Below are 23,341 nucleotides of genomic sequence, written 5' to 3'. Positions count from 1 at the left end.
GGCTTTATTACCGGTGCACAAAAGCGGACATTAGGTGATGCCGCCTTCGCGTTGCGCTACGTTACTGTCAGTGGATCGAAATAATGCCGTCGACGGCGCGCCATTCGGACGGCTTAATCAAGCGATGGTGGGCAACGCGGACGGAATGCAGCGGGCCTTCCAACTCGCGCTCCCCAATAGTCGAGAAAACCCTTCAGCTCGGGAAACTCAGGCGCGAGGTCGTATTCCTGCCAGACATAGAGCTGCAGCGGTTCGGGTGATCCGGATTGGCGAAAATTTCTGTCGGTTCATCGATGTCCTCCGTCTGCAAAAAACTCCTCGGATTGCGTTCAGGTTCCGACTGCGCAGAGGCAGCACCAAGCTCTGATAATTTTGTTGGATCGCGGCGAAAATTCAAGCAGGAAATCCCAGCGCTGAAACGAAATAGCTGCATGATAACAGTTTGTTGGCACTCTTAAGGGGTGAGTGCTAAAATTTTTGCTCCGACCTCTTGAAACGGAAAAATCGCGAAACTAGCTCGATATGCGCGCGCGACGCCTGATGAAGGGTCGCGGCGCTCCGCACCCGTCCGATATTGCCGGTCCGGTGCGGAGGAACCTCGAAAATCTGTTTGTCCTTGAAGGAGAACGACATGGCGTTCCGTCCATTGCATGACCGTCTTCTGGTCCGCCGCATCGAAGCCGATGAAAAGACGGCCGGCGGCATCATCATCCCCGACACTGCCAAGGAAAAACCGCAGGAGGGCGAAGTCATCGCCGTCGGCGCCGGCGCGCGCAACGAGGCCGGCCAGCTTCAGCCGCTCGACGTTAAGGCTGGCGATCGCATCCTGTTCGGCAAATGGTCCGGCACCGAGATCAAGCTCGGTGGCGAGGACCTCATCATCATGAAGGAAAGCGACGTGATGGGCGTGATCGAGAAGACCGCCCCGCTGAAGAAGGCCGCCTGACGGCTTCTTCGAACGTCAACCAGTCAACGAAAGCTGCCTAGATTTGAAGGAGTGATCCAATGGCTGCCAAAGAGGTAAAGTTCCATACCGAAGCCCGCGAGAAGATGCTGCGCGGCGTTGATATCCTAGCTAATGCGGTAAAGGTGACGCTCGGTCCCAAGGGCCGCAATGTCGTGATCGACAAGTCGTTCGGCGCGCCGCGCATCACAAAGGACGGCGTGACAGTGGCGAAGGAAATCGAGCTTGAGGACAAGTTCGAGAGCATGGGCGCGCAGATGGTGCGCGAAGTGGCGTCGAAAACCAACGACCTTGCCGGCGATGGCACCACGACCGCGACCGTTCTCGCCCAGGCGATCGTCAAGGAGGGCGCCAAGGCTGTCGCCTCCGGCATGAACCCGATGGATTTGAAGCGCGGCATCGACAAGGCGGTGGATGCGGTCGTGGCAGAGCTGAAAACCAACGCGCGCAAGGTGACCAAGAACGACGAGATCGCACAGGTCGGTACCATCTCGGCCAATGGCGATGCCGAGATCGGGCGTTTCCTGGCCGAGGCGATGCAGAAGGTCGGCAATGAGGGCGTCATCACCGTAGAGGAGGCCAAGACCGCCGAGACCGAGTTGGAGGTGGTCGAGGGCATGCAGTTCGACCGTGGCTATCTCAGCCCCTACTTCATCACCAATCAGGACAAGATGCGCGTCGAGCTGGATGAGCCCTATGTGCTGATCCATGAGAAGAAGCTTTCCAACCTCCAGGCGCTGCTTCCCGTTCTGGAAGCCGTGGTTCAGTCCGGCAAGCCGATGCTGATCATCGCCGAGGATGTCGAGGGCGAGGCACTGGCCACGCTGGTCGTCAACAAGCTGCGTGGCGGCCTCAAGGTCGCGGCCGTCAAGGCTCCTGGCTTCGGCGATCGCCGCAAGGCCATGCTGGAGGACATCGCCATTCTCACCGGCGGTACTGCCATCTCGGAAGACCTTGGCATCAAGCTGGAAAACGTGACGCTGCAGATGCTCGGCCGCGCCAAGAAGGTGGTGATCGAGAAGGAGAACACCACGATTGTCGACGGCGTCGGCAAGAAGGAGGAGATCCAGGGTCGTGTCGCCCAGATCAAGGCACAGATCGAGGAAACGACTTCCGACTACGACCGCGAGAAGCTGCAGGAACGGCTGGCCAAGCTCGCCGGCGGTGTTGCCGTCATACGCGTCGGCGGTTCGACCGAGGTCGAGGTCAAGGAACGGAAGGACCGCGTCGACGACGCGCTGCATGCCACCCGCGCGGCGGTCGAGGAAGGCGTCTTGCCGGGCGGTGGTGTCGCGCTGCTTCGTGCAGCGAAGGCCCTCGATGCGGTGCAGACCGACAATGCCGACCAGAAGACCGGCGTCGAGATCGTGCGGCGTGCCATCGAAACCCCGGTGCGCCAGATCGCTGAGAATGCCGGCGCGGAAGGTTCGATCATCGTCGGCAAGCTGCGCGAGAAGAGCGAGTTCGGCTGGGGCTGGAACGCTCAGACCAACGAATTCGGCGATCTCTACAAGCAGGGCGTGATCGACCCGGCCAAGGTCGTGCGCACCGCGCTGCAGGACGCCGCCTCGGTTGCCGGCCTGCTCGTCACCACAGAGGCAATGGTGGCTGAGAAGCCGAAAAAGGAAGCGCCGGTGCCCGCAATGCCGGGCGCCGGCGGAATGGACTTCTGAAGTCTCGATGAAGCTGCCCGCTCCCTGATTGGGAGCGGGCGTCTGTCAGACCGACTTCGGAGGATGCCATGAATATGATGACAGGTATTGGAAGCGTTCCGTCTCCGACACACCCGGCAAATGAGTTTCTGGCCCACGAAACGGAGTGCAGGGAGGTACTAAAGCCGCTGCTGGATGGCCTGCTCGATATGGCCGAATCCGCCGGTTGGAGCCGTCGCACGGCTGCCTCGACACTGATGTTCCTCGCCGCGCAGCACGTGTCGGCATCGGCGACATCCGTGAGCAGCGGATCGTGAATCGCAGGCCTCGCTTCCGGGCGAGGTCTTTCCAGCAGATACGCTGCCGGAGGAGGAGCCGAACCTTGAGACTTTTCCGCTTTCCTGCCATTCAAAATCGAAATTGACAGTTTGCACACAGCATTGGCGTTGAGATGACGACAGATACCACCGCGACGGAAACGAGAACATTCGAGGCGGACGTCGCGCGGCTGCTCCATATGATGGTGCATTCGGTCTATTCCGACCGTGACGTCTTCTTGCGCGAACTGATCTCCAACGCCGCCGATGCTTGCGAGAAGCTTCGCTACGAATCGATCAGCCGTCCCGAACTGCTTGGTGACGATCCGAAACCGCGCATCACCATCGCCGCCGATCCCGACAGAAAGCAGCTTGTCGTGGAGGACAACGGCATCGGCATGAGCCGCGACGAAATGGCGGAGGCGCTGGGCACCATCGCCCGCTCGGGCACGCGCGCCTTCATGGAGCGCATCGAAGCCGGTAAGGCAAGCGAAGAAACGCAGCTGATCGGCCAGTTCGGCGTCGGTTTTTACTCCGCCTTCATGGTGGCTGCCAGAGTGGACGTGATCAGTCGACAGGCGGGCAGCGGGGAAGCCTGGCGCTGGTCCTCTGACGGCAAGGGTTCTTATGAGATTGGTCCGGTCGCACTTGAAGAAGCGCCGAAGCGTGGCACCCGCGTCATGCTTCATCTCATGGAGGATGCGGCCTCCTACACCGAAAGCTATCAGCTCGAACGACTGGTGAAGTCACAGTCCGGCCACGTGCCAGTGCCGATCTCGCTCATCGAAAAGCCTGGGGCCGAGCCGCGCGACATCGCAGACGGCACCGCTCTGTGGGTCAAGTCGAAGAGCGAGATCAAGCCCGAGGAATATACGGATTTCTATCGCGGCATTGCCGGCCAGTATGACGAGCCAGCGGCGACGATCCATTTCCGCGCAGAAGGCCGGCAGGAATACAGCGTTCTGGCCTTCGTTCCCGGTTCGCGTCCGTTCGATCTTTTCGATCAGGACCGCAAGGGGCGGATGAAGCTTTACATGCGGCGCGTCTTCATCACCGACGATGCCGACCTCCTGCCGCACTATCTGCGTTTCATCCGCGGGCTGGTCGACTCTGCCGACCTGCCGCTCAATGTGTCGCGTGAGATGATCCAGGAGAGCCCGCTGCTGACCGCGATCCGAAAAGGCGTGACCAACCGTATCATCGGCGATCTCGCCAAACTGGCCGAGAACGATGCGCAAGCCTATGCGAAGATTTGGGAGAATTTCGGGGTCGTCCTGAAGGAAGGTCTGTACGAAGACTACGAACGGCGCGAGCAACTGTTCAAGCTGGCCCGCTTCCGCTCTACGGCATCCGGCGAGAAGCTGCGCAGCCTTTCGGACTACGTGTCATCGATGAAGGAGGGCCAGAAAGCCATATTCTTCATGGCTGGCGACGATCGCGCGCGGCTCGAAGCTTCGCCCCAGCTCGAGGGCTTCAAGGCACGCGGCATTGAAGTCCTGATGTTGACCGATCCGGTCGACAGCTTCTGGGTGACGATCGCGCCGGAATTCGAAGGCAAGCCGTTTAAGTCGGTAACGCAAGGCGCAGCCGAACTTTCGGACGTCCCGTTGCTCGACGGATCGGCAAAGCCCGATATTGAAACATCATCGGAAATCGCCACCTTTCTCGCCTTCGTCAAGACAGTGCTTGGCGATGCCGTATCCGACGTGAAGGCCTCCGACCGCCTGACCGAGAGCGCGGTCTGTCTGGTCGCCCCTGAGCATGGTCCCGATCGACAGTTCGAACGACTGCTCAATGCGGCAGGTCGCCTCGACAAGGCCGCCAAGCCTGTTCTGGAAATCAACCCACAACACGAGCGCGTCGTAGCGTTAGCGAAGCTCGGAAAGGACGAACGGGCCTTCAAGGAGGATGTGGCGCATCTCCTCTATGACGAGGCTCGTATTCTGGACGGCGACAAGCCTGCGGATGCCGGGGCATTCTCGGAGCGGCTTGCACGCTTGATCGCGCGGGGGCTGCTGAGAGACTGAGCAAGGCAGGTTGGCGAGATCCCTAACGGCTATTTTCGGGACGACGTTAACTTCAACAAAGGGTGGAGTCGACATGGAGGAATGGCGAAGGTGGATCTGAGGCAGCCCACCGGATGCAACATTGCGATGGAGCGCTACCGCCATTACAATGCTATGATGAGCCTCATTTGCTGAAGATAACCGAAAGTCGCTTCAAATAAACTCTGCGCCAGTTCGAATCCCTTTCTGATACCGTGTGCAGACGGGACACCTTCGGCAGCAAGGCGCCCCCAAGTCGGCCGTTCAGAGGGGCTTGATCGCCGCCTGAAAGCCGACCTCCCCGGCGACCGCTGACAGACGTGGATGCGCCACTTGTGACGTTCCCGCTCACCCGATCAAACGGCAACTGTCGGGTCTGAAGCGGCCGTCGCGGCGATAGCCTCGCAAACGCAACCAGCCACCGTCGCAAATCCGCAAACGGACGGATAAGTACCTGACGCTTTGTGCCGCTAGAACCGCATCACCAGCCCCAAGATTGGGCCTTGCTGCACGACATCGAAGACGAATCCATCGCTACTATAATCGACACCCAAGGCGCGATAACCCGCCACCGCCGAAATCCGATCGTTGAACCGGTAGCCGACTGCACCGGCAACATCCCAGTCGATGTCTGCTTCGCCCGCGCCAACAAGACCCCAGCCGGTCAAATAGATCTCTGGCGTGATCGCGTAATTTCCGCGGAAGCCAGCCACGGCATCGACCCACGTCGCGCCATCGTTGCGAGAGACGCCATCAAGAATACCGCCGCTGAAGGAGATGTCGTTGTCGACAGACCACACCCTGGCACCGACCACGACATCGAGCCGCCCGGAATTCGACTCGAGGACCGAGTACCCTGCTCCGATCAGACCCGCGAAGGTTTCCGACGAAACCGACGCGCTGGACGCGAGGATGCCTCTCGGCGTGCCGGCCGAGCCCGATATTTTCGAATACATGATGTCGGCGAAGATGCTGTAGCGGTCGTAGCGCGCTTCGCCGATCGCCATCGCGCCAAAATCGAGATGGTCGAAAATATCCCCGAAATCTGCATTGATATCGACCGGCGGCAGTCCGAACGATCCGACTTCGCCCGATATGCCCGCCGCCCAGAAGTAGGGGGCGACGGCAAACGTCCAGCCCTCCTCGGTGACAACCTGTTGGGTTTCCGGCACCATGGGCGAATAAACGTCGGCGGCCTTCGCGCCTCCGGCGAGCAAGACCGCTCCTAAGGCTGTCATCGAGGCAAGTCCAAACTTCACTGCAACTGAGACTGCAGGGAGGATGAGGTCTTTCATGGTGCACTTCGTCCTTTCCAACGAGCGTACAATCAGGCAGCTGGCCCGGTACCGTATGTCGAAATTTTCATTCTACCAAGGCTCATTTCGGGAATGGAAAGTTACGGCAACGCGGACACGAATCCCGTCCGGGCAGCTGGTGAACGCGAAATCTGACAAATTGCCGGTCCTGCGGTCATTTTGTAGCGAATGGGCGCAACCTCAGTCGGCTGCGGTGCCCCTCAGGAGCCGACGTCCCAGAGGGTGCCTTGCCGCGGAAATATGTTTTTTGCCATTGATCCTTTACGGCTTTCGACTCTGGATCGGCTAGGCTGGCGTTGAAAGAGTTACGGCTCTCCGACCACAATTTGTGTTCGCGCTCAAGCTCGGGATTTTCAGAGAGCCGGTGCAACGACGGGGCAAGGTTCTCAAGCTCGCCGCGCTTGACCGGGAACAAGTGACAGAACGGCTCCTCGACCTCGAAATGCACCCGCTGGTTGGGTCTCGTGAACTGCCAGTTCATGGTGAATGTGTAGGGTGACCAGTCAGTCTCGACGACTCCGGACAGTGCAGAGATCGCGTCCTTCGGCCGATTGATCGGCCCGGTGACGAAAAGGTCCGTGCCCGGATCGGTCCGGAAAAGGCACGGGATGTGGAACGTGAGGACGCCGCCACCGAAATGGGAGACAGCCGGCGATGCGGTTTCGGGTTTTGTCTTGATGCAGATCGCATCTTTGGTTTTCCCGCCGTTCCAGATCGCCGAAAAAGCGGCCGTGCACAGAATCTCCCAACCATGAGCATTGGCGATGTTCAGCGGCAGGCAGCGATACGCGAAGCGCTGGTCCGTGTCGTCCATCCATTGTCGTTCAAGCGGCGCGGGCCGAATTCGCAATTCATGCCGGTCGATGACATAGGCTACCAGTTGCTTCATCAAGGAATTCACCACCTCATGTCATAGGTCGGCGCAATCGCCATAACCAGTCGTTGCCGGGTGGATGCGGGGAATTCTCCCGAATGGCAACGGCCCCGGCTTCTGACCCTGCGATCCAACCGCACGCGAGAGCGATACAGCCTTCAAGACTCGCGGCGCGAATTCTACCATCTCAGCTTCAGTCCGATCTGGCCGCCGAACAGATTGTGATCGCTGCCTTCAAGATCGAAGTTGTAACTGACGTCGCCAAAGGCGGTCAGGTTATCAGTGATTGTGAACGCCGCGCCCCCATTGACCTCCAGCCAGGTTCCTTCGCTCTCAACCAGTATCGGAACGGTGTTGAAGGTGACCGCGGACGGGCCCTCCGAGAATCCGTGCCACAGGTTGGCACCGGCGTGAGCCAGAAGCGTCCCTGTCTTGCGCTCGAGGCGCGCGCCCACTCGCCCGACCACCGAATCGAACGATTCATGGCGAATCTCGGAGAAGGTATCGCTGGTGTCGTCGAAGTCGATGCGCTGCCAGATCAATTGCGCCTGCGGCTCGATCGTCCAACCATCGGCGATGACGAAGGGCACCCCTGTCTCGACGGACGCGGCGATGCTGTTGCCATCGAGATCAGCGCCGATGCCACGGTTGGATTCGCTGGAACCGCTGAGCCATCCATATTTGGCGACGACGTCCACGTACCAGCCGCTCGGCGCGAGATGGGTCCAGTAGGCGGCGATACTGTCCTCGCTCAGGTCGAGGCTGCCGGCGTCTAAGTCCACGCGTCCCAGCACGTTGCCGCTGATGTCGCCGGATGCTTCGGCATGGGTGTAGAACAATCCGAAGCGGTCGACATGGCCGTTGCCGTGTTCGATGCCAACGAGGTCGCTGCCGGCTTGCAGCCCCCAATAGTGACCGTCAAATGACGGAGCTATGTCGAAGCTGGCAACACTGACGTTCGCACCGGAGCTCAGATCACTCTCTGCGCCGAATACACGGCCCCACATCGCGGCCGGCGGACGATAATCGTCCGAGGGCACGTCCGCCCCTTGCGGTTCGGGAGCGTTATACACCCAGGCACCGTCGCCGATCAGCAGCGATTGATCGCCGCGCCGTTGATGGAAGGTACCCATCGTCATCAGCCCCATCCGTTCTGCCACGAGTGGTGCCATGACGTGCCCAGGAACCTCCGGCCGAACATTTGGTATCGGCGGCCCCGGCGGCGGTGGCGGTGGCGGCGGTGGCGGCGCTGGAGGCGGCGGCGGTGGCGGCGCGGGAGGCGGCGGTGGTGGCGGCGGTGGTGGCGGCGGTGGCGGTGGCGGCGGCGGCGGTGGCGGCGCGGGAGGCGGCGGCGGTGGAGGCGGCGGCGGTGGTGGCGGCGGAGGGGGCGGCGGTGGCGGCGGCGGTGGCGGCGGTGGCGGCGGCGGTGGCGGCGGAGGCGGCGGCGGCGGTGGCGGCGGCGGCGGCGGCGGCGGCGGTGGCGGCGGAGGCGGCGCTGGAGGCGGTGGTGGCGGAGGCGGCGCTGGAGGCGGTGGTGGCGGAGGCGGTGGTGGCGGAGGCGGTGGTGGTGGCGACACTGTCGATTGGAGGAACCAGTCGTTCTCGCCGCGGTCGAAGAAGAGCACATATTCATACGGCCCGGCGGCAACTGGACCTGCTAACCGCAAGGTTCCCGGCGCGATCTGGCCTTCAGTGGAATCGACAACCCGAATACCATGGCCCGTCGTCACATCACCGAGCCCGCCTGCATTGGTAACGGCGAGGTACGAGAAACCAAAGACGTCTCCCCCGTCGACAACCATGATATCGGAAGGCGATTTGCTGTCACCAAGCTGCGTCTCCAACGCGAGCGTTCCGTTCGCGCCGATATAGTTCCCAACGATTGTCAGGGTATCCGTCGGGCCATTGCCGGTCAGGTCGATCGTGCCCGCATTGACGACGTTAACTAACTCGCCTCCCGTGAAAGGTTCGACCGCGTAAGTTCCGGCTGCGAACATGGTGGCAGAGCGATGGATGCCAAGGTTGCCGGTCCCCGTTCCGGAGTCGCCCAAAGTCAGCGTGCCGTCGAGCGTCAGTTCGGAACCGTCGGTAAGCTCAAATTGCTCCCAGTTGGTGTAGCGGGCGACGCCGTCGCCGAAAGTGTTCGTCCACAACAGCACATCATCGGACCCTGACCCGCCATTGACGGGAAGTCCGGTCTTCAGGTTGGTTGTCGTGAGGCCAATGAAATGAGCAAAGTCGGTGTCGGCTCCCGTGTCGAGGCCGATGATCTCGCCGCCCATCCAGACGATGTAGTCCTGCCCGTCCTGGCCAAACACGGTGTTGGTGATGTTCCCGTTTCGGATGAACGCCTGGTCGTTCCCCGACCCCAAGGACACATTTCCGTTGATCGTACCGGCCTTGATGTCGAATACGTCGACTCCAGCGCCCATATCGATGGTGTTGGACACGACGTTGCGGTTGATGAAGACGTCGTTACCATCGCCAAGCGTGACGGCCTGATTGATACGCCCGTCATTGAAAAAGAAGTCGCTTGCCGAGCCATTGCTGGTGAAACCCTGCATCACCCCGGCTTGGCGGTTGACCATCAGATTCAACCCATCGCCGGTCAGCGTGATGCCGCTGTTGAATGTGCCGAAGTTGTCGATGAAGTTCCGTGGACCGGTCAGGCTGAAAGTTCCGTCCACCGCACCGCCAGCGCGGATGATCACCGAATTCAGTTCGGTGGCGGTCATCGTCAGGCCGGCGTTGAACGTTCCCTGGTTGTCGACGAAATTCCTTGCACCTGCAATGTTTGCGAGACCGTTGACGCTCTTTCCTGCAAAGACGTTCAGCGTGTTCTCGCCGTTGCCGGGGCCGATCGTTACGCCGCCGCTATTGATCACCCCGTTGTGGTTGATGACGATGATGCCGTTGCCCGACCCCACGATGCCGGCATTGAGCGTGCCGTTGTTGTTCAACGTCTTGGAAAAGCCGGCGGCCCCGTCGAACGCGACGGAGAAAGGACCGCTGATGGTGCCCTCGTTGTTTACGAAGCTGTTGCCCGTTCCTGAAACATTGATTCCTATTTCGCTGCCACCTACGGACGCGCCGCTCTGGACATTGACTGTTACCGGCGTGTTGTTTGCGGCGAAACCGTCAGGATCGACGCCAGAACATGTCACCGTTCCGCCAGGTCCCGGATTTGCCGGGGCGCAGTCCGCAAATGCCCGCGCATTGCTCAGGCAGATCAATGCGACTGACGCGACAGACTGAAGAAGCAGGTTTCGCAGGAAGGGTCGGTACCCTCTTCCCCAAATGAAATTCGAGGACTGCACGAATGTTGCAGGAGAGATAACAGAGTAGCACTGCCTGGGCGGATGACCGTGGCCGATCTTTCCAGCGAAACCACGATCCGCAAGGGGATTCAAGCAGATGTCAGGGGGCGCAATCGTCCGGTCGATCATCAAATCACCATGACCAGCCCAGCCCCGCCTCAACTTGAGGTGGCTGGGTCAAAACTGTCAACCAAGTCCCGAAAGATGCGGTCGGAAAGCAAAATCCATGTGTCACTCCTGCAACACCTGCATTGGTCTCAGAGAGCAAAAAGAAAACGACTCGTTCATAAAACATCCCCTAGATCCTGAAACACAAACCCTCCTGCACATCCGCGACCTCGTCGAAATGCAGCTTGAGCGGCAGGAAGTCATCGACTGCCGTCGCTTGAAAGATCGCGTGCTCGGTTCCCCTGTCGATGATGAATGCTGCCAACCAGATGCCGATCAGAAAGCCGCTGCGGTCCCGTAGCTCGATGCGGTGCCCGACCAGATCGCGGACATCAAGGCCGGTAGCGTCCTTGCTTGCGACCAGTTCGAGGCAGATCAGGCCGTTGCTGTGGAAGCGCCAGCGCACTTTGTGAAACGTACAATCGTCCACCCGCTGCTCAGACCAGTCGAATTGCGCCCAACGAACCGGCTCACCGTCATGGTCGCGCTCTCCCCGTTCGGTCGAGATGGACCCGCCTCGAAACTGGTTCCTGATCGGCAGGGTAGCCTGCTGCCGGGCAAGCGGGACCCACTTCTCACCTGACCCGCCGGCCAAGATCGCGTTGACGTTGGCGATCTTGTCCTTGGCCCCGTCGGGGAGCGGGAGCTTGCCGAAAAGGCGCTTGGCAAGAGCGGTCGCCAACTGGATCATGCGTCGCACCGGTTCATCAGGCGGATCCGCTCGGCTTGCGTCGGATATGAAGTCATGGGTCCACTCAGTCGGCGGCGATGCTCCAGCTATCGTCGGGATTGAAGCGATCGATGTACTTGACGATAGTTTCTGTCGTCGGCCCGAGATCGGCTTCGTATACGATCCCTTGCTGATTAACCGCGAAGGTGTGCACGCCAGTTTCGGCATATTTGACGGGCCAGGCGATGAGGCCGAAACCGCCGATCATGTTGTCGTTAATCACGTAGTCGTAGGCACCGCCAGCGATCCGGTCGCCTTGACCAGTCAGGACCTTGAATCGATAACCGAAATAGCCGTCACCCTGCGCGGCGTCGCCCAGTTCGACCTGGCTGAGTTCGCCCGCCAGACTTTCGCCGTTGACGTCATCCGACGGCCAGTAGAGACCGTCGGTGGTTCCTTCAGTACTGATCAGCCTCTGCGCGAATTCCTCGACACCGTCACCGTCGCGGTCCTGTTCGGCGTAATCCTTCTGCGCCTCGATGTAGGCCCCCACGGTGGCGATCGCCTGCAACTCGTTCTCGCCGACGCGACGGTTGACGATCTCTTCGAGGCCCGCCAGCGTATCAAAGGCCCATTTGCCGTCGTCCCCTTGCAGCAGCGGAAACGGAAACGGCCAGAGCTTTTCGCCGATCTGCAGGAGCTTGCCGTTGTCGATGTCCGAGCTCACCACTTGCTTCGCCGCGCCGTCGCGGATCTGCGCGAAGGTGTCCGTCACGCCTTCCGCGCCTTCAAGTTTGGCGGCATCGAGGCCGAGCAGCGTGGCCAGGCCTTCGAAGTCGTCGTCGGCCAACGCCTTCTTGAAGGCGTCAATCGCGGGGGCTGAATCGTCGAACAGCGGGGGCTCGTCCTCGGACTCGAAGGCGAAGATACCAGGCTCGTCCGACGCGGCTTCCGTCTGCGCCGCAAGGCCGGGCTGCTCTTGCGCGAATGTCATAGCGGACAACACACCTGCCAGGACCGCCGCGATGCAGGTCGTGCGCAGAATATTGTGAACGTTTACGTACATTTTCCTGCTCCTCATCCGATCTCAACGCCTGCGGCCGCCGCCGCGATGTCCGCCGCCATGATGCAACTGCCGTCCGCCTCCGCCGCGATGGATGGCCCTTCCCCCGCCGCGCTGACCGCCGCCCATCGCATGGTGACCGCGGTTCGAGTGCACCCTCGCTACCTTGCCGCGATCGACATGACCCAAGGCTGAGTGCTGTTTCGGCCTGTGGTCGACCTTGTGACCCATCTTCGGATTGCCCGCCGGGCGGTGGGCGCTGGCTGGCCGCTGGACATTCTGGCGTGCCGCCTCGCGCCGGTTCCCGTCCGGGCGCACCGTCGGTCGGGGGACGTTGGGACGAGCCCTTGCCTGGTCGGCCCCCGGCCTGTTCTTGAGACCATCCAGCGTGCTCTTGCGTATGTCGTGGGCTTTGGCAGTCCTGTCGGACAGATTCGAAGTACGGTTGCGCTTGATCTCGCTCGCCCGGTTGCCGATGGAATTGGCACGGTTGGTTTCGACCCTGTTCTTGATGTTCGTGCGATCGAACTTGGCGAACTGGTCTCGGTCTATATTCAGCTTCGAACGGTCGACATTTCTCCAGTCGACATCGTTGAATTTGACCTTGCCGTTGAAATCCCTGTTGTTGAAACAGTGATCGCAGTCGATGTCGATGTCGCCCCCATCCCAGTGGCCACCCCACACGTCCCAATCGTCCCAGTCGACCGCCGCCGCCCAGATCGCACCGGTCACCGCCGCGGCGAAGAAGGGAGCGGTCGGATACCAGTAAGTCGGATAGGGATCGGGATAGTAGGCGATCGGTGCTGCAACATAGTTGGGCTCGTAGAGCATCTCCGGCTCGTAACGCGGCACATAAACGGTCTCCGGATTGGCTGGCTGGATGATGATGTTATCGCCCGAATTCTCCACCTTGACCTTGTCGTCGGTCTTGATGATGCCCTTGGCTACCGCTTCCTCGCGCAGCTGCTGGATGGCGATGAGAACGTCCTTCTGCTGATACGCCAGCGCTTCGGCGAGCGCCTGCGTCCAGTCGAGGTCGTCGCTCATCATCTTGACGATCTCGGGATAGTTGAGCAGGGAGATCACGCTGCCGTCCCAGCTCTCCTTGGGCTTCAGGCTGTTTTCCTTGGCATGGTCGTCAAGGAAACGCGCAGCCTCTACAACCTGAAGCGGATAGAGCGAGGCGCTCGAGATCAGTGCGACCAACTCGTCCGGATAGAGTGCGATGCGCGCTACGAGCACTTCGAGTTCGTCAGCGCTCAGCGGCTCCGGCGTCTGCGCAGCCTGCGCGCCCGGGTCGGCGGCAGCCGTCTGCTCTTGAGCAATCGCGGTCATGCCGGAACCGCTGCTGGCGACCAGGAGCATGGCGATAGCCATGGTACCGGCCAAAACAAATCTTTGTTTCCTCATTGCATCGTCCTCATATCAGAGCAGCGGCGCAAAACAGCGATGCTGCAATGGTCCAAGTGGTGAGCCTTCTGGTCATTGGAACCTCCTTGGTTGCATTCATGCTCTTGCGCGCTATTCGGGGAACACCTGCTTCCAGTCATTCTTCATGCTGACGATGGTCCAGCCCCGCTTCGGGCCTTCGTCGAGGCCCTTGTCGAGCTTGCCGAACGCTGAATCGCGGTCGTAGGCGACTTCGCGGTCCGCATCGTCATGGTGCACGATCAATCCGAAGCGGCGGCCTTCTCCCGCGGTTGTCCACTCGAGCATCTGGAAGTCGCCGTCCGAGTTGCCGAAGGCCGCGATAGGACGCCTGCCGATGAAGCGGTTGATGCCGACAGGCTTGCCCGCGCCGTCGTCGATGAAATCGATATCCGGGAGCCGCACGACCGCTGGCTTGCCGTCATGCATCTCGTATTTGGTCTTGATCGACGAGCCGACGACGTTCTCGGGCGGGATGGAATAGGTGGCTTCTGTCCAGGGCCGCATGAATTCTATGCCGCCGCCGGACACGATGAAGACCCGGAAATCGTGCGCCTTGAGGTAATCGATGAGTTCCCGCATCGGCTGATAGATCATCGACGTATAGGGCTTGCCCGTCGTCGGGTGCTTCGCGGACGCTATCCACGCCGAGGCGATCGCGGTGAATTCGTCGCTGGTGATGCCGGAATGCGTGACGGCGATAATCTCGGCCAGTCCCTTCATGCCCGACGCGGCAACGCCCTTCATGTCCCCGGCGAGCACCGACTTGAACGGCTCGGTCGTCTGCCATTCGGGATGGTCGGGAGCAAGCGTCTTCACCCGGTCGAGTGCGAAGGCGAGCTGCACATACATCGGCTGCTCGCTCCACAGCGTGCCGTCATTGTCGAAGACGGCGATGCGGTCGGCAGCCTCGACATAGTCGGCGCTGCCGTCAGTCGTCACGGCGATGACGAACTCCAAGACGCTCTTTCTGGCCGCCCCGTCGTTCCAGGATGGCAGCGGGTCGGGTTGTGCGGCGGCAGCCGCTGTCGTCATCAGAAGCGCGAAGAAGACGCGGAAAATGCGACCCAGGATTATGTTCGGCCGCATGACCTTATCCTTTTTCCGACATGGCTTCGTCCCGCCGCTCGCGCGTTTCGGCAACATCGCGGTCGAGGAAGTAGTTGAGGAAGGTGCGGATGACCGCCACAGCGGCGATCCGGCCGATCGACTGCCAGTCCTCTGTGATCGATGTGTCGATGATGTCGGCGGCAAGCTGGAAAGTAAGCGCCGCAACCAGCCAGCGGGCGTAGCGCAGCCAGACCTCTTTTCTGTGGACGGAATCGCCTCCCGATATGGCGAGGCCGACCGCTCCGACGAAGGCCTGGATCGTCCCTAAAATCACAATGACGAGCGCCATCCAGTCGATCGCAACGATCGCGATTTCGGTGACGATGATCAGCCATTCCTTCATCTGCCGGACCTGCGCATCAGTTTCATCATGGTTTCAGCCCGCCTCGAACACCGCGCGCCAATCCCGCTTCATGCCGACGACGGTGATGCCGTATTCGTCCGCCTTGTCGAGGGCCTCGGCGAGCGGGCTCAGGCGGAACTCACGGTCGTAGGCGAATTCGCGCTCGGCATCGTCGTGGTGGACGAGCAGCGCAAGGCGCGGCCCTTGCCCCGTTTTGCAATACCGCAGCATGGCGAGATCGCCGTCTGAATTGCCGAAGGCCAGGATCGGCCGTCGGCCTATGTGCAGCCCGATATTGTGCGGCTTGATCTCGCGGTCGTCGAAGCTATCGAGCTCGGCCAGCTTCACAAGTTCGCCGCGGCCGTTCCGCATTTCGAAGCGCGTCTTGACGCTGGAACCGACGACCTGATCGCGCGCAATGCCGTAACGTCCTTCGGCAAAACAGCGGATGAGGTCGATGCCGCCGCCGGAGACGATGAAAGTCTTGAAGCCGTTGGCTCGCAGGAACTCGAGAAGTTCGACCTGCGGCTGGTAGGTAAGCTCGGTGAACAGCCGACCGAGCTTCGGGTGTTTCGCGGTCGCCAGCCAGTTGTGTGCATAAGCATCGAATTCGTCCTCGGTCATCCCGGCGTGAACGGCGGCCCCGACCTCGAACAGGCCCTTCTTTCCCAGATCGTTGATCGTCGCCATGTCGCGTTCCAGATAGGCCTTGAAGGGCTGGCGCTCTTTCAGGCTCGGGTCTCGTTCGGCCATGGCTTCGAGCAGATCCCGGCCGAAGAAGAACTGCACCTGCAGCGGCTGCTCGCACCACAGCGTGCCATCATTGTCGAACGTGGCGACGCGCTCCTCCGGCCGCACGAAATCCGGTCCGCCTTCTCTTGTCACGCGCGCGACGAAGTCGAGGATGGCGGATTTCGCCGCGCCGTCGTTCCAGGATGAGAGCGAACTGTTGGGCATCATGCCTCGCTGATTGGCCATGAATGCGGGGCGGCCATGTCTAAGCCGCCCACATTCATTCCGCCATCAATGTCCTTGAGAAGAAGCCGCCTCATTCATCTTCTCGAGCACCTGGTCGATGCTGAAGCTCGCCGCCTTCTGGCGCGGCGGGAACTCCTTGAAGGTCGCCAGGAACTCCGCGACGCCGGCCTGCGCAGGCACGAGCAGATAGATGTGACGGAACATCCAGTCATAGAAGGTGTTCGAGGTTTGTATCCCGCGCTCGTACGGATCCATCCGCAGATTGAAGATATAGGGCGTACGCAGCACGACGAACGGTTCCAGCCAGATCTTGAGCGTGGTTTCGACCCGCTGTTCCATGAACATCATTTTCCAGTTGTCGTAGCGCAGTGCAGCGACATCGCCATCGTCGGTGAAATAGATGAAGCCCTTGCGCGGGCTCTCTGCTTCCTTGCCCGTGAGGTACGGAAGCAGATTGTGGCCGTCGAGATGCACCTTGAAGGTCTTGTTGCCGATCTTGTGGCCTTTCTTCAGCTTCTCCTTGATGTCAGGCTCGCCGGCAATCGCGAGGATGGTCGGGAACCAGTCGAGATGAGCGATGATCCCGTTCGATACCGAGCCAGCCTCTATCTTGCCGGGGAAACGCACCATGCAAGGCACCCGATAGGCCCCCTCCCAACTCGTGTTCTTCTCCGACCGGAACGGGGTCATGCCCGCATCCGGCCAAGTGTTCATGTGCGGTCCATTGTCGGTCGAGTACTGCACGAACGTATTGTCCGCGATGCCGAGTTTGTCGATGAAGTCGAGCATCTCGCCGATGCACTTGTCGTGATAAATCATCACGTCGTGATACTCTGATTGCCAGCGGCCGGACTGGCCACGGTCCTCTGGCTTCACATGCGTCCATGCGTGCATGTGTGTCGTGTTGAACCAAACGAAGAAAGGCTCGCCGGCGTCGTGGGCGGCCTGGATGAACTTCTTGGCCGCAGCCAAGAATTCCTCGTCGCAGGTCTCCATTCGCTTCTTGGTGAGCGGTCCGGTATTCTCGATCTTCTGGCCACCCTTGCCGTCGGCCCAGCAGTGCAGCACGCCGCGCGGCCCGTACTTCTTCTTGAAGTTGGGGAAGTCCTTCGCGTTCGGATAGTCGACCTCCTCCGGTTCTTCCTCAGCGTTGAGGTGGTATAGGTTGCCGAAGAACTCGTCGAAGCCGTGCATCGTCGGCAGATGCTCGTCGCGATCGCCGAGATGGTTCTTGCCGAACTGGCCAGTGCGATAGCCGAGCGGTTTGACCGCCTCGGCGATGGTGATGTCCTCGGCCTGCAGGCCGAGTTCCGCGCCCGGCAGGCCCACCTTGGTGAGGCCAGTGCGCAGACCGCACTGGCCGGTTATGAATGACGCGCGGCCGGCGGTGCAGCTCTGCTCCGCGTAGGAGTCGGTGAAAATCATGCCTTCGTTGGCGATGCGGTCGATGTTGGGCGTCTTGTAACCCATCAGGCCCTTGGTATAGCAACTGAGGTTCGACTGACCGATGTCGTCTCCCCACATGACGAGGATATTGGGCTGCTTGCCGCTCGTTGGTGACTTCGCCATTTCTGCCTCCTTGTTGAACGTCGGTTATGCCCAGCCGAACGGTCCTCCCGTTGGGCTACTTTGGAAAAAGTAATGTCACGACACCCCTGAAACCCCAGCCTTCGGGGCCGTTCTCCGGGGCCTCGGCCCAATAGCGTGCGCCGACGGTGAAGCTCACCGGCTGGTCGCCGAACTTCACCAGCTTGGCGACTGTGAAGTTGAGGGGCACGCTCCACTGCTCCTCGTTCCAGTCGTATGTGCTTTCTGTATTTACGCCGAAGGTCCACGCGTCCGGCGTCGTGTAGGAGACGAAGGGCTGCAGGAACGTGGAATTGATATCGGCGCGTGTGTCGGGTCCCGCGAACGACCAGATGTGGTTGGCAAGCAGGCCATAGGTCCAGGGGCCGCTTTGTTTGAGCGCGACGACGGTCGGCCCGGCACCCCACTTGTCTCCGCCGAGCAGATCGTCGGTTGCGGTGGGAACGAGAAAGACAGGTCCCGCTCCCCAGATGATGCCGCCCGGCCCGGGCTGCTTGGGTGAGAAGAACAGGCTCTGCGTGATGTCGCCGAGCCCCGACTGTGTGCCCGATGGCCCGGCTATGTCCTCCTGCGTGATGATCGGCACGATCGTGCGCGAGATGAGGTTCCAATCATCGTTCAGCGTGATTGGTATCACCGGCTGGATGTTGAGCGTCGCGCGGTAGCCGTCTTCGGGACCGAAACCTTTGTCGTAGTTAAACTGGAATGGCACGCTGATCAGCGAGGCGACGGGATTGCTGAGTTGCTTCGCGAGATCGGAATCCTGGGCGCTGGCTTCACCGGCGGCTGCGCAAACGACCCCAAGAACCAGACCCGGCAGGCGTGTGGACATCGCTCTTTCCCTTCGACCTCGAGGTTCGGCGTCGGTCGGCCGGCAAGCTAATGCCGACCGGCTCATTCGAAGCATTGCGATCAGTTATTTGACGTCCTCGCAGCCTCCATCTTCGCCATCGCCGATTCGAGCGCCTTGTGCAGGCTCAGCGTATCGGCACCTTGGCGCGGTGGGTAATCCTTGAGGCTCTTCAGGTGCTCGCCGATGAACTTCTGTCCTGCCGTCGGAGCCCACATCTTCTGGGCGAAGAATTTGCGGCCGGCATAACCCCATTCATGGGATTCAGGGTCGACCTTCTCCATCGGATCCATGAGCAGGTTGAAGAGGTAGGGCACGCTTGGATACTTCTTTTCGTTCCACCAGCTGCCCTCGGTTTTCACCCCGATATGCATCTTCCAGGCGTCGACGCGCACGGCCATCAGATCGGTCTCGTCATAGTAGAAGAATTCCCGCCGCGCCGACTTCGTCTTCGACGGGTTCATCCAGTGGTCAAGGTTGTTGTAGCCGTCGAGATGGACCTTGTAGGAGGTGCCGTTCATCTTGTGGCCCTTGAGGAGCTTTTCCTTGAGGTCCGGCAGGCCCGCGGCTGCGGCCAGCGTCGCAAACAGATCCTCGTGGCTCTGGACGCCGTTCGAGATGGAATGCGCCGGAATCTTCGCGGGCCAGCGGGCAACGCAGGGAACGCGCAGGCCGCCTTCCCAAGTGGTCCCCTTCTCACCGCGGAACGGGGCATAGCCACCATCCGGCCACAACATCATCTCGAAGCCATTGTCGGTGGTGTAGATGACGATCGTGTTTTCGGCGACGCCGAGTTCCTCGAGCTTGTCGAGCAGCACGCCGACATGCTCGTCATGTTCCAGCATCTTGGCGCGGACGACGTCCTCTTCCGCGCGGCCCTCCTCGACGGCCATCTTCACGTACTTCTTCTGCGGATGCGACCAGATGTGAATGGCGGTCGAATTGAACCAGCAGAAGAATGGCTTGTCTTCCTTGCCGACCTTGTCGAGCCAGTTGAGCGTATGATCGAGAACTTCCGAATCGAAGGTCTCCATGCGCTTGCGCGTCAACATGCCGGTGTTCTCGATCTTCTGCTTGCCCACGCGGCCGAAGACAGGATCGGTGGTTGAGTCATCCTTGTCGGTCGCCCAAGCGTGCAGCACGCCGCGCGGACCGTACTTCTTGAGGTATGCGGGGTCCTTCTGTCCTGGATAGTCGAGTTCTTCCGGCTCCTCTTCCGCATTGAGGTGGTAGAGGTTCCCGAACCACTCGTCGAAGCCGTGCACGGTCGGCAGGAATTCGTTGCGGTCGCCGAGATGGTTCTTGCCGAACTGGCCGGTGGCGTAGCCCTGCGATTTCAGCACTTCGGCCAGTGTCGGGTCTTCCTTCTGGATGCCGCGCGGCGATCCCGGTATGCCGATGGTGGTCATGCCGGTGCGGACCGGCACTTGGCCCATGATGAAGGCGGCGCGACCGGCTGTGCAACTCGCCTGACCATAATGGTCGGTGAAGACGATGCCTTCGCGTCCGATGCGGTCAATGTTGGGCGTGTGACCCATCATGCCGTGTGAATAGACTCCGAGATTCCACAGGCCGATATCGTCGCCGAAGATGACGAGGATGTTGGGTTTGTCAGTTTTGGCCATTATATACTTCTCCTCTTGGTCGCGATTGGGAACGGTGGTTTCAAGATGCGTGATCGGTTGACCTGCTCGCTGCCTCAATTGAACGGGCCTACTTGGAAGACCATGCTGATGATCGCGACGATGCCAATCAGCAGCAGCAGCAATGCCGCGATCAGGGTCATCGACGGCGGAAACCTGCTCTCGGCGTAAATCAGCCCGGCCTCACGCATCGCCGCGCGTTCGTGGCGCAAGCCAAGCATGAATTGGACGTGGTAGATGATCCCGACAACCAGCATCACGATCCCGAGCAGGACCAGCATGGTGCCGAAGTTTCGGGGCGCAGCAGCATGCGTGATGGTGCCGGCGTCGCGCATCTTTTGGAAGAACTGAAAGATGGTGAAGCCGAAGGAGATCAGCGAGAGCGACGTGCGGATCACCGACATCAGCGTGCGGTCGGCGCTCATGCGTGTGCGCTGGAACGACATGCCCGTGCGGCGCATCGACATGTCCGTTCGGTCAGTGGACAGGTCCGTGCGGTGCGTCGAGAGGTCGGTTCGGTACTCCGACAATGAGGTGCGATGTTCCGACAGACCCGTGCGGTGGTTGGAAAGGCCGGTCCGGTAGGCAGAATATTTGGTGGATGCCAGTTCGGATGTTTCGTCGACTTTCGGAATCGGCGGTACCGGCGTTACGGGGAGCCGATCCGGCCTGACGAGTTTCTGCTTGTCTGTCTTGCTTGGCATGTCCGTTCACAATCCAGTTTGCGCCTGATGGGTTTGTCCCATCAGAACAGAAGACTCTTCAGATGAGCCAGGATGACGTCCGCGGGAAACAGCAGCACCCCAACCGGTAAGAAAGGCAGCAGAAGCGCCACGGCGAGCGTCATCAGATCCTTGAGATCGACAGGCACGAAGCGCATCGCCTGTACATTCGACGCTACCTGCGAAAGGTCTGCCACGGCCGAAAAATCAGGCTTGTCGAGCGCGTTCCGCGCCGTGTCGATGGTGCTGTCCAACCATCGGCGCTCGAACTCGCCGCCGACACGGCCGGCAAGTGCACCATAGGCAAAGATGCCGCGACGCCTTTCATTCATCAGTGTCGAGGTGAAGACGAACAGCGGCGCGACGAAAATTGCCATCGAGGCGGCCAGCAACCCGGCATTCACATAGGCATACGTGCCGGGCAGTGCGCCACCCTCCAGCACCACCTTGGCGGAATGGCCGGCAAGGATGGTGGCGAAGGCGAGTGCGACGAGGGCGAAGGCTCGTGTCGAATGGCCGAGGAAGCCAAGTCCGGCGGCATGGTCCGGGTGCGCCGCCATGAGCCGCAGCGGCAGTTTCGAGATCAGCCAGAGCAGGCGGACCCACAGCAGGAGCCGCCAGAGCCAGCCGAGGCTCAGCACCAGCAAAATCGGCAGGCTGACCAGGATCATCCACCAGCCGGCTGGCGAACGGTTTGGCACAAGCCCATCGGATTGGGTCCAGGCAGGCATCTCGGCAACCACAAGCGTCACGATTTCGGAGATAATGAAGGCAAGGGTGAGAATAACGACTGCGATCTCGGCAATCCGAGAGCTGAGCAGACGCCGCGTGGATCGGATAGCGGCGGCAAACCGTCCGCGGTCGTCGTCCCGCACGATCCCGCTCTCGGCGAAATGGGAGACTACGGCGTTCAGGTGGGGGGCACAGGCTGCCTCGGCGAGGATGAGCAGCGGCGCAGCGAAGAGATGGCGTGCATGCGCACCGGCATCCCGCAACAGCGAAGCTGTATCGCTCATATCCCCCAGCATCACGCCTTGCAGGATGGTCAGCACGACCAGCGGAACCCAGCCGACCAGTACGACCAGCAATGCCCGGCGGCGGATGTTGAGACTGTCTGGCGTGATCAGACCGAGTCGTCGCTGCATGGTATGCGGCGGCGCATGTTCGAATAACGCGTCAGCGCTAGCACCGATCGTAGCGTCACCTGGAGCTTCGAAATCGGTTGTGGCCGGCACAGGATCAATCCCTTGCATTTTCATGACGCAGGACCTGAACGTGAACGTGCGAGCCGCGAGAACAGGCCGCGCAACAACAAGTAGGGCACGAGCGCAAGGGCGAGCGTGATGATCACCATCTCGCCGGGATAGAACGTTTTCAGCACGGTGAACTGGTAGATGCCGTCCATGACGAGCCCGAGAAGCAAGATGCGCCCCGTCGAGATAACAGCTTCTTTCAACAGATCGGTTCGGTCGCCTGAACCCGAAAGCAGCCGCGTCATGTAGGGTTCTCGGCCAAGCCGTGCATCCTTCGCGCCATCATGGAAAGCGGCGATCGCCGCCATAATTGGCTGAAGAACAAACCGGAAGGACATCGGCCCACCGGGTCTGTCGAATATGTCCTGCCATAGCCGTTGCTGTACCTCGCCCGAGAGCCCATACAGAATGAGGCCGAGTGCGATGAGGATAGCAATTGCCGTGATCGCGATGCGCGCCACCAGGACCTGGGATTTGGAGGGTGCTTCGGCCATCACGTCGTCCCCCTCACTCTTTCATTCTGACCACACATCGAAAACCGACATGGCTCATTGAGGTGTCGACGGGTTGCGCGTGGCGTGCGGCGGGGCGGTAGCGGCGGCAGTAGTTGGGCGCGCATAGGTGCGAGCCGCCCTTGACCACCCGCCTGGGGATGAGGATTGCCGGCTGACGCTCGTCGAGGCTCGCCGCCTCGCTGCCGCCGCGCGGGTTCTGCGGAATGCAGCACGACTTGGCAGGCTCGGCCGTGTGCCTGCCGGACCACCAGTCGGTGGTCCACTCCCACACATTGCCGATCATGTCGTGAAGGCCGTAACCGTTGGCCGGAAAGGTTCCCACCGGAGAGGTGCGTTCGAAGCCGTCGTCGAGCAGGTTCTGATGCGGAAACTCGCCCTGCCAGGTGTTGGCCATCTGCCGGCCACCGGGTGCGAATTCGTTGCCCCAGGCATATTCGGCGTCCTCGACGCCGCCCCAGGCCGCATGTTCCCACTCAGCCTCGGTCGGCAGGTCCTTGCCCGCCCACCGGGCATAGGCGAGCGCGTC

The 23,341-nt window shown here is 60.9% G+C and carries 20 protein-coding genes and 1 pseudogene; 4 read left to right on the top strand and 17 right to left on the bottom strand.

Annotated features, from left to right (window positions below):
* Nucleotides 1–67 precede the first annotated feature (67 nt).
* Nucleotides 68–257 (bottom strand): annotated as a pseudogene (locus OHD58_RS17570) (protein usg); the annotation flags it as partial.
* A 374-nt stretch (nt 258–631) separates the two neighbouring features.
* On the opposite strand from OHD58_RS17570, the gene OHD58_RS17565 reads away from it, so the two are divergent.
* The 4 genes from OHD58_RS17565 (at nt 632) to htpG (ending at nt 4,960) form a co-directional block, all read left to right on the top strand.
* The gene (locus OHD58_RS17565; RefSeq protein ID WP_263804724.1) at nt 632–946 is read left to right on the top strand and encodes a co-chaperone GroES; all 315 of its coding nucleotides are present in this window, start codon (nt 632–634) and stop codon (nt 944–946) included.
* Between the two features lie 59 nt (nt 947–1,005).
* The gene (gene groL / locus OHD58_RS17560; RefSeq protein WP_263804723.1) at nt 1,006–2,637 is read left to right on the top strand and encodes a chaperonin GroEL; all 1,632 of its coding nucleotides are present in this window, start codon (nt 1,006–1,008) and stop codon (nt 2,635–2,637) included.
* Nucleotides 2,638–2,705: 68 nt separating this feature from the next.
* Nucleotides 2,706–2,933, top strand: a complete 228-nt coding sequence (locus OHD58_RS17555) for a hypothetical protein (RefSeq protein WP_263804722.1) — start codon at nt 2,706–2,708, stop codon at nt 2,931–2,933.
* Nucleotides 2,934–3,067: 134 nt separating this feature from the next.
* The gene (gene htpG, locus OHD58_RS17550; protein ID WP_263804721.1) at nt 3,068–4,960 is read left to right on the top strand and encodes a molecular chaperone HtpG; all 1,893 of its coding nucleotides are present in this window, start codon (nt 3,068–3,070) and stop codon (nt 4,958–4,960) included.
* A gap of 488 nt (nt 4,961–5,448) precedes the next feature.
* Here the strand turns inward: htpG and OHD58_RS17545 are convergent, their stop codons facing one another.
* From OHD58_RS17545 to OHD58_RS17470, 16 genes are all read right to left on the bottom strand, one after another.
* A complete protein-coding gene (locus OHD58_RS17545; protein ID WP_263804720.1) occupies nt 5,449–6,216 on the bottom strand; it encodes a hypothetical protein in 768 nt (255 codons plus the stop codon).
* Nucleotides 6,217–6,448: 232 nt separating this feature from the next.
* Nucleotides 6,449–7,183: a DUF6065 family protein gene (locus OHD58_RS17540; protein ID WP_263804927.1), complete on the bottom strand. Its 735-nt coding sequence runs from the start codon at nt 7,181–7,183 to the stop codon at nt 6,449–6,451.
* A 164-nt stretch (nt 7,184–7,347) separates the two neighbouring features.
* Nucleotides 7,348–10,614, bottom strand: a complete 3,267-nt coding sequence (locus OHD58_RS17535) for an autotransporter outer membrane beta-barrel domain-containing protein (protein ID WP_263804719.1) — start codon at nt 10,612–10,614, stop codon at nt 7,348–7,350.
* Nucleotides 10,615–10,783: 169 nt separating this feature from the next.
* Nucleotides 10,784–11,344, bottom strand: a complete 561-nt coding sequence (locus OHD58_RS17530) for a hypothetical protein (protein WP_263804718.1) — start codon at nt 11,342–11,344, stop codon at nt 10,784–10,786.
* Nucleotides 11,345–11,408: 64 nt separating this feature from the next.
* Nucleotides 11,409–12,317, bottom strand: a complete 909-nt coding sequence (locus OHD58_RS17525) for a DUF2950 domain-containing protein (protein WP_263804926.1) — start codon at nt 12,315–12,317, stop codon at nt 11,409–11,411.
* Between the two features lie 93 nt (nt 12,318–12,410).
* Nucleotides 12,411–13,763, bottom strand: coding sequence for a DUF3300 domain-containing protein (locus OHD58_RS17520; RefSeq protein WP_263804717.1), 1,353 nt, complete (start codon nt 13,761–13,763; stop codon nt 12,411–12,413).
* A gap of 144 nt (nt 13,764–13,907) precedes the next feature.
* Complete coding sequence (locus OHD58_RS17515; RefSeq protein WP_412177236.1) at nt 13,908–14,903, bottom strand: HAD family hydrolase; 996 nt, start codon at nt 14,901–14,903, stop codon at nt 13,908–13,910.
* A 4-nt stretch (nt 14,904–14,907) separates the two neighbouring features.
* The gene (locus tag OHD58_RS17510) at nt 14,908–15,267 is read right to left on the bottom strand and encodes a DUF1622 domain-containing protein (protein WP_263804716.1); all 360 of its coding nucleotides are present in this window, start codon (nt 15,265–15,267) and stop codon (nt 14,908–14,910) included.
* 33 nt (nt 15,268–15,300) lie between these two features.
* Nucleotides 15,301–16,224, bottom strand: a complete 924-nt coding sequence (locus tag OHD58_RS17505; RefSeq protein ID WP_263804715.1) for an HAD family hydrolase — start codon at nt 16,222–16,224, stop codon at nt 15,301–15,303.
* A 66-nt stretch (nt 16,225–16,290) separates the two neighbouring features.
* On the bottom strand, nt 16,291–17,814 hold the full coding sequence (locus tag OHD58_RS17500; protein ID WP_263804714.1) for an arylsulfatase: 1,524 nt from the start codon (nt 17,812–17,814) through the stop codon (nt 16,291–16,293).
* Between the two features lie 55 nt (nt 17,815–17,869).
* Complete coding sequence (locus tag OHD58_RS17495) at nt 17,870–18,664, bottom strand: transporter (RefSeq protein WP_263804713.1); 795 nt, start codon at nt 18,662–18,664, stop codon at nt 17,870–17,872.
* An 80-nt stretch (nt 18,665–18,744) separates the two neighbouring features.
* Nucleotides 18,745–20,307 (bottom strand): arylsulfatase, encoded by a 1,563-nt coding sequence (locus tag OHD58_RS17490; RefSeq protein ID WP_263804712.1) that lies wholly within the window; start codon nt 20,305–20,307, stop codon nt 18,745–18,747.
* A gap of 74 nt (nt 20,308–20,381) precedes the next feature.
* Complete coding sequence (locus OHD58_RS17485) at nt 20,382–21,029, bottom strand: YidH family protein (RefSeq protein ID WP_263804711.1); 648 nt, start codon at nt 21,027–21,029, stop codon at nt 20,382–20,384.
* A 41-nt stretch (nt 21,030–21,070) separates the two neighbouring features.
* Nucleotides 21,071–22,192 carry a hypothetical protein gene (locus OHD58_RS17480; protein WP_263804710.1) on the bottom strand — a complete coding sequence of 374 codons (1,122 nt, stop codon included), beginning with the start codon at nt 22,190–22,192 and terminating at the stop codon, nt 21,071–21,073.
* 110 nt (nt 22,193–22,302) lie between these two features.
* Nucleotides 22,303–22,794, bottom strand: coding sequence for a hypothetical protein (locus OHD58_RS17475; RefSeq protein ID WP_263804709.1), 492 nt, complete (start codon nt 22,792–22,794; stop codon nt 22,303–22,305).
* Nucleotides 22,795–22,807: 13 nt separating this feature from the next.
* The coding region (locus OHD58_RS17470; RefSeq protein WP_263804708.1) for a formylglycine-generating enzyme family protein at nt 22,808–23,341 on the bottom strand (534 nt) is incomplete at its 5' end.

It is taken from the genome of Mesorhizobium sp. ZC-5 (genome assembly GCF_025753855.1).
GTDB lineage: Bacteria > Pseudomonadota > Alphaproteobacteria > Rhizobiales > Rhizobiaceae > Neomesorhizobium.
Note: the sequence above shows the minus strand (reverse complement) of the source record. Positions and strands in the feature narration are given on the sequence as shown.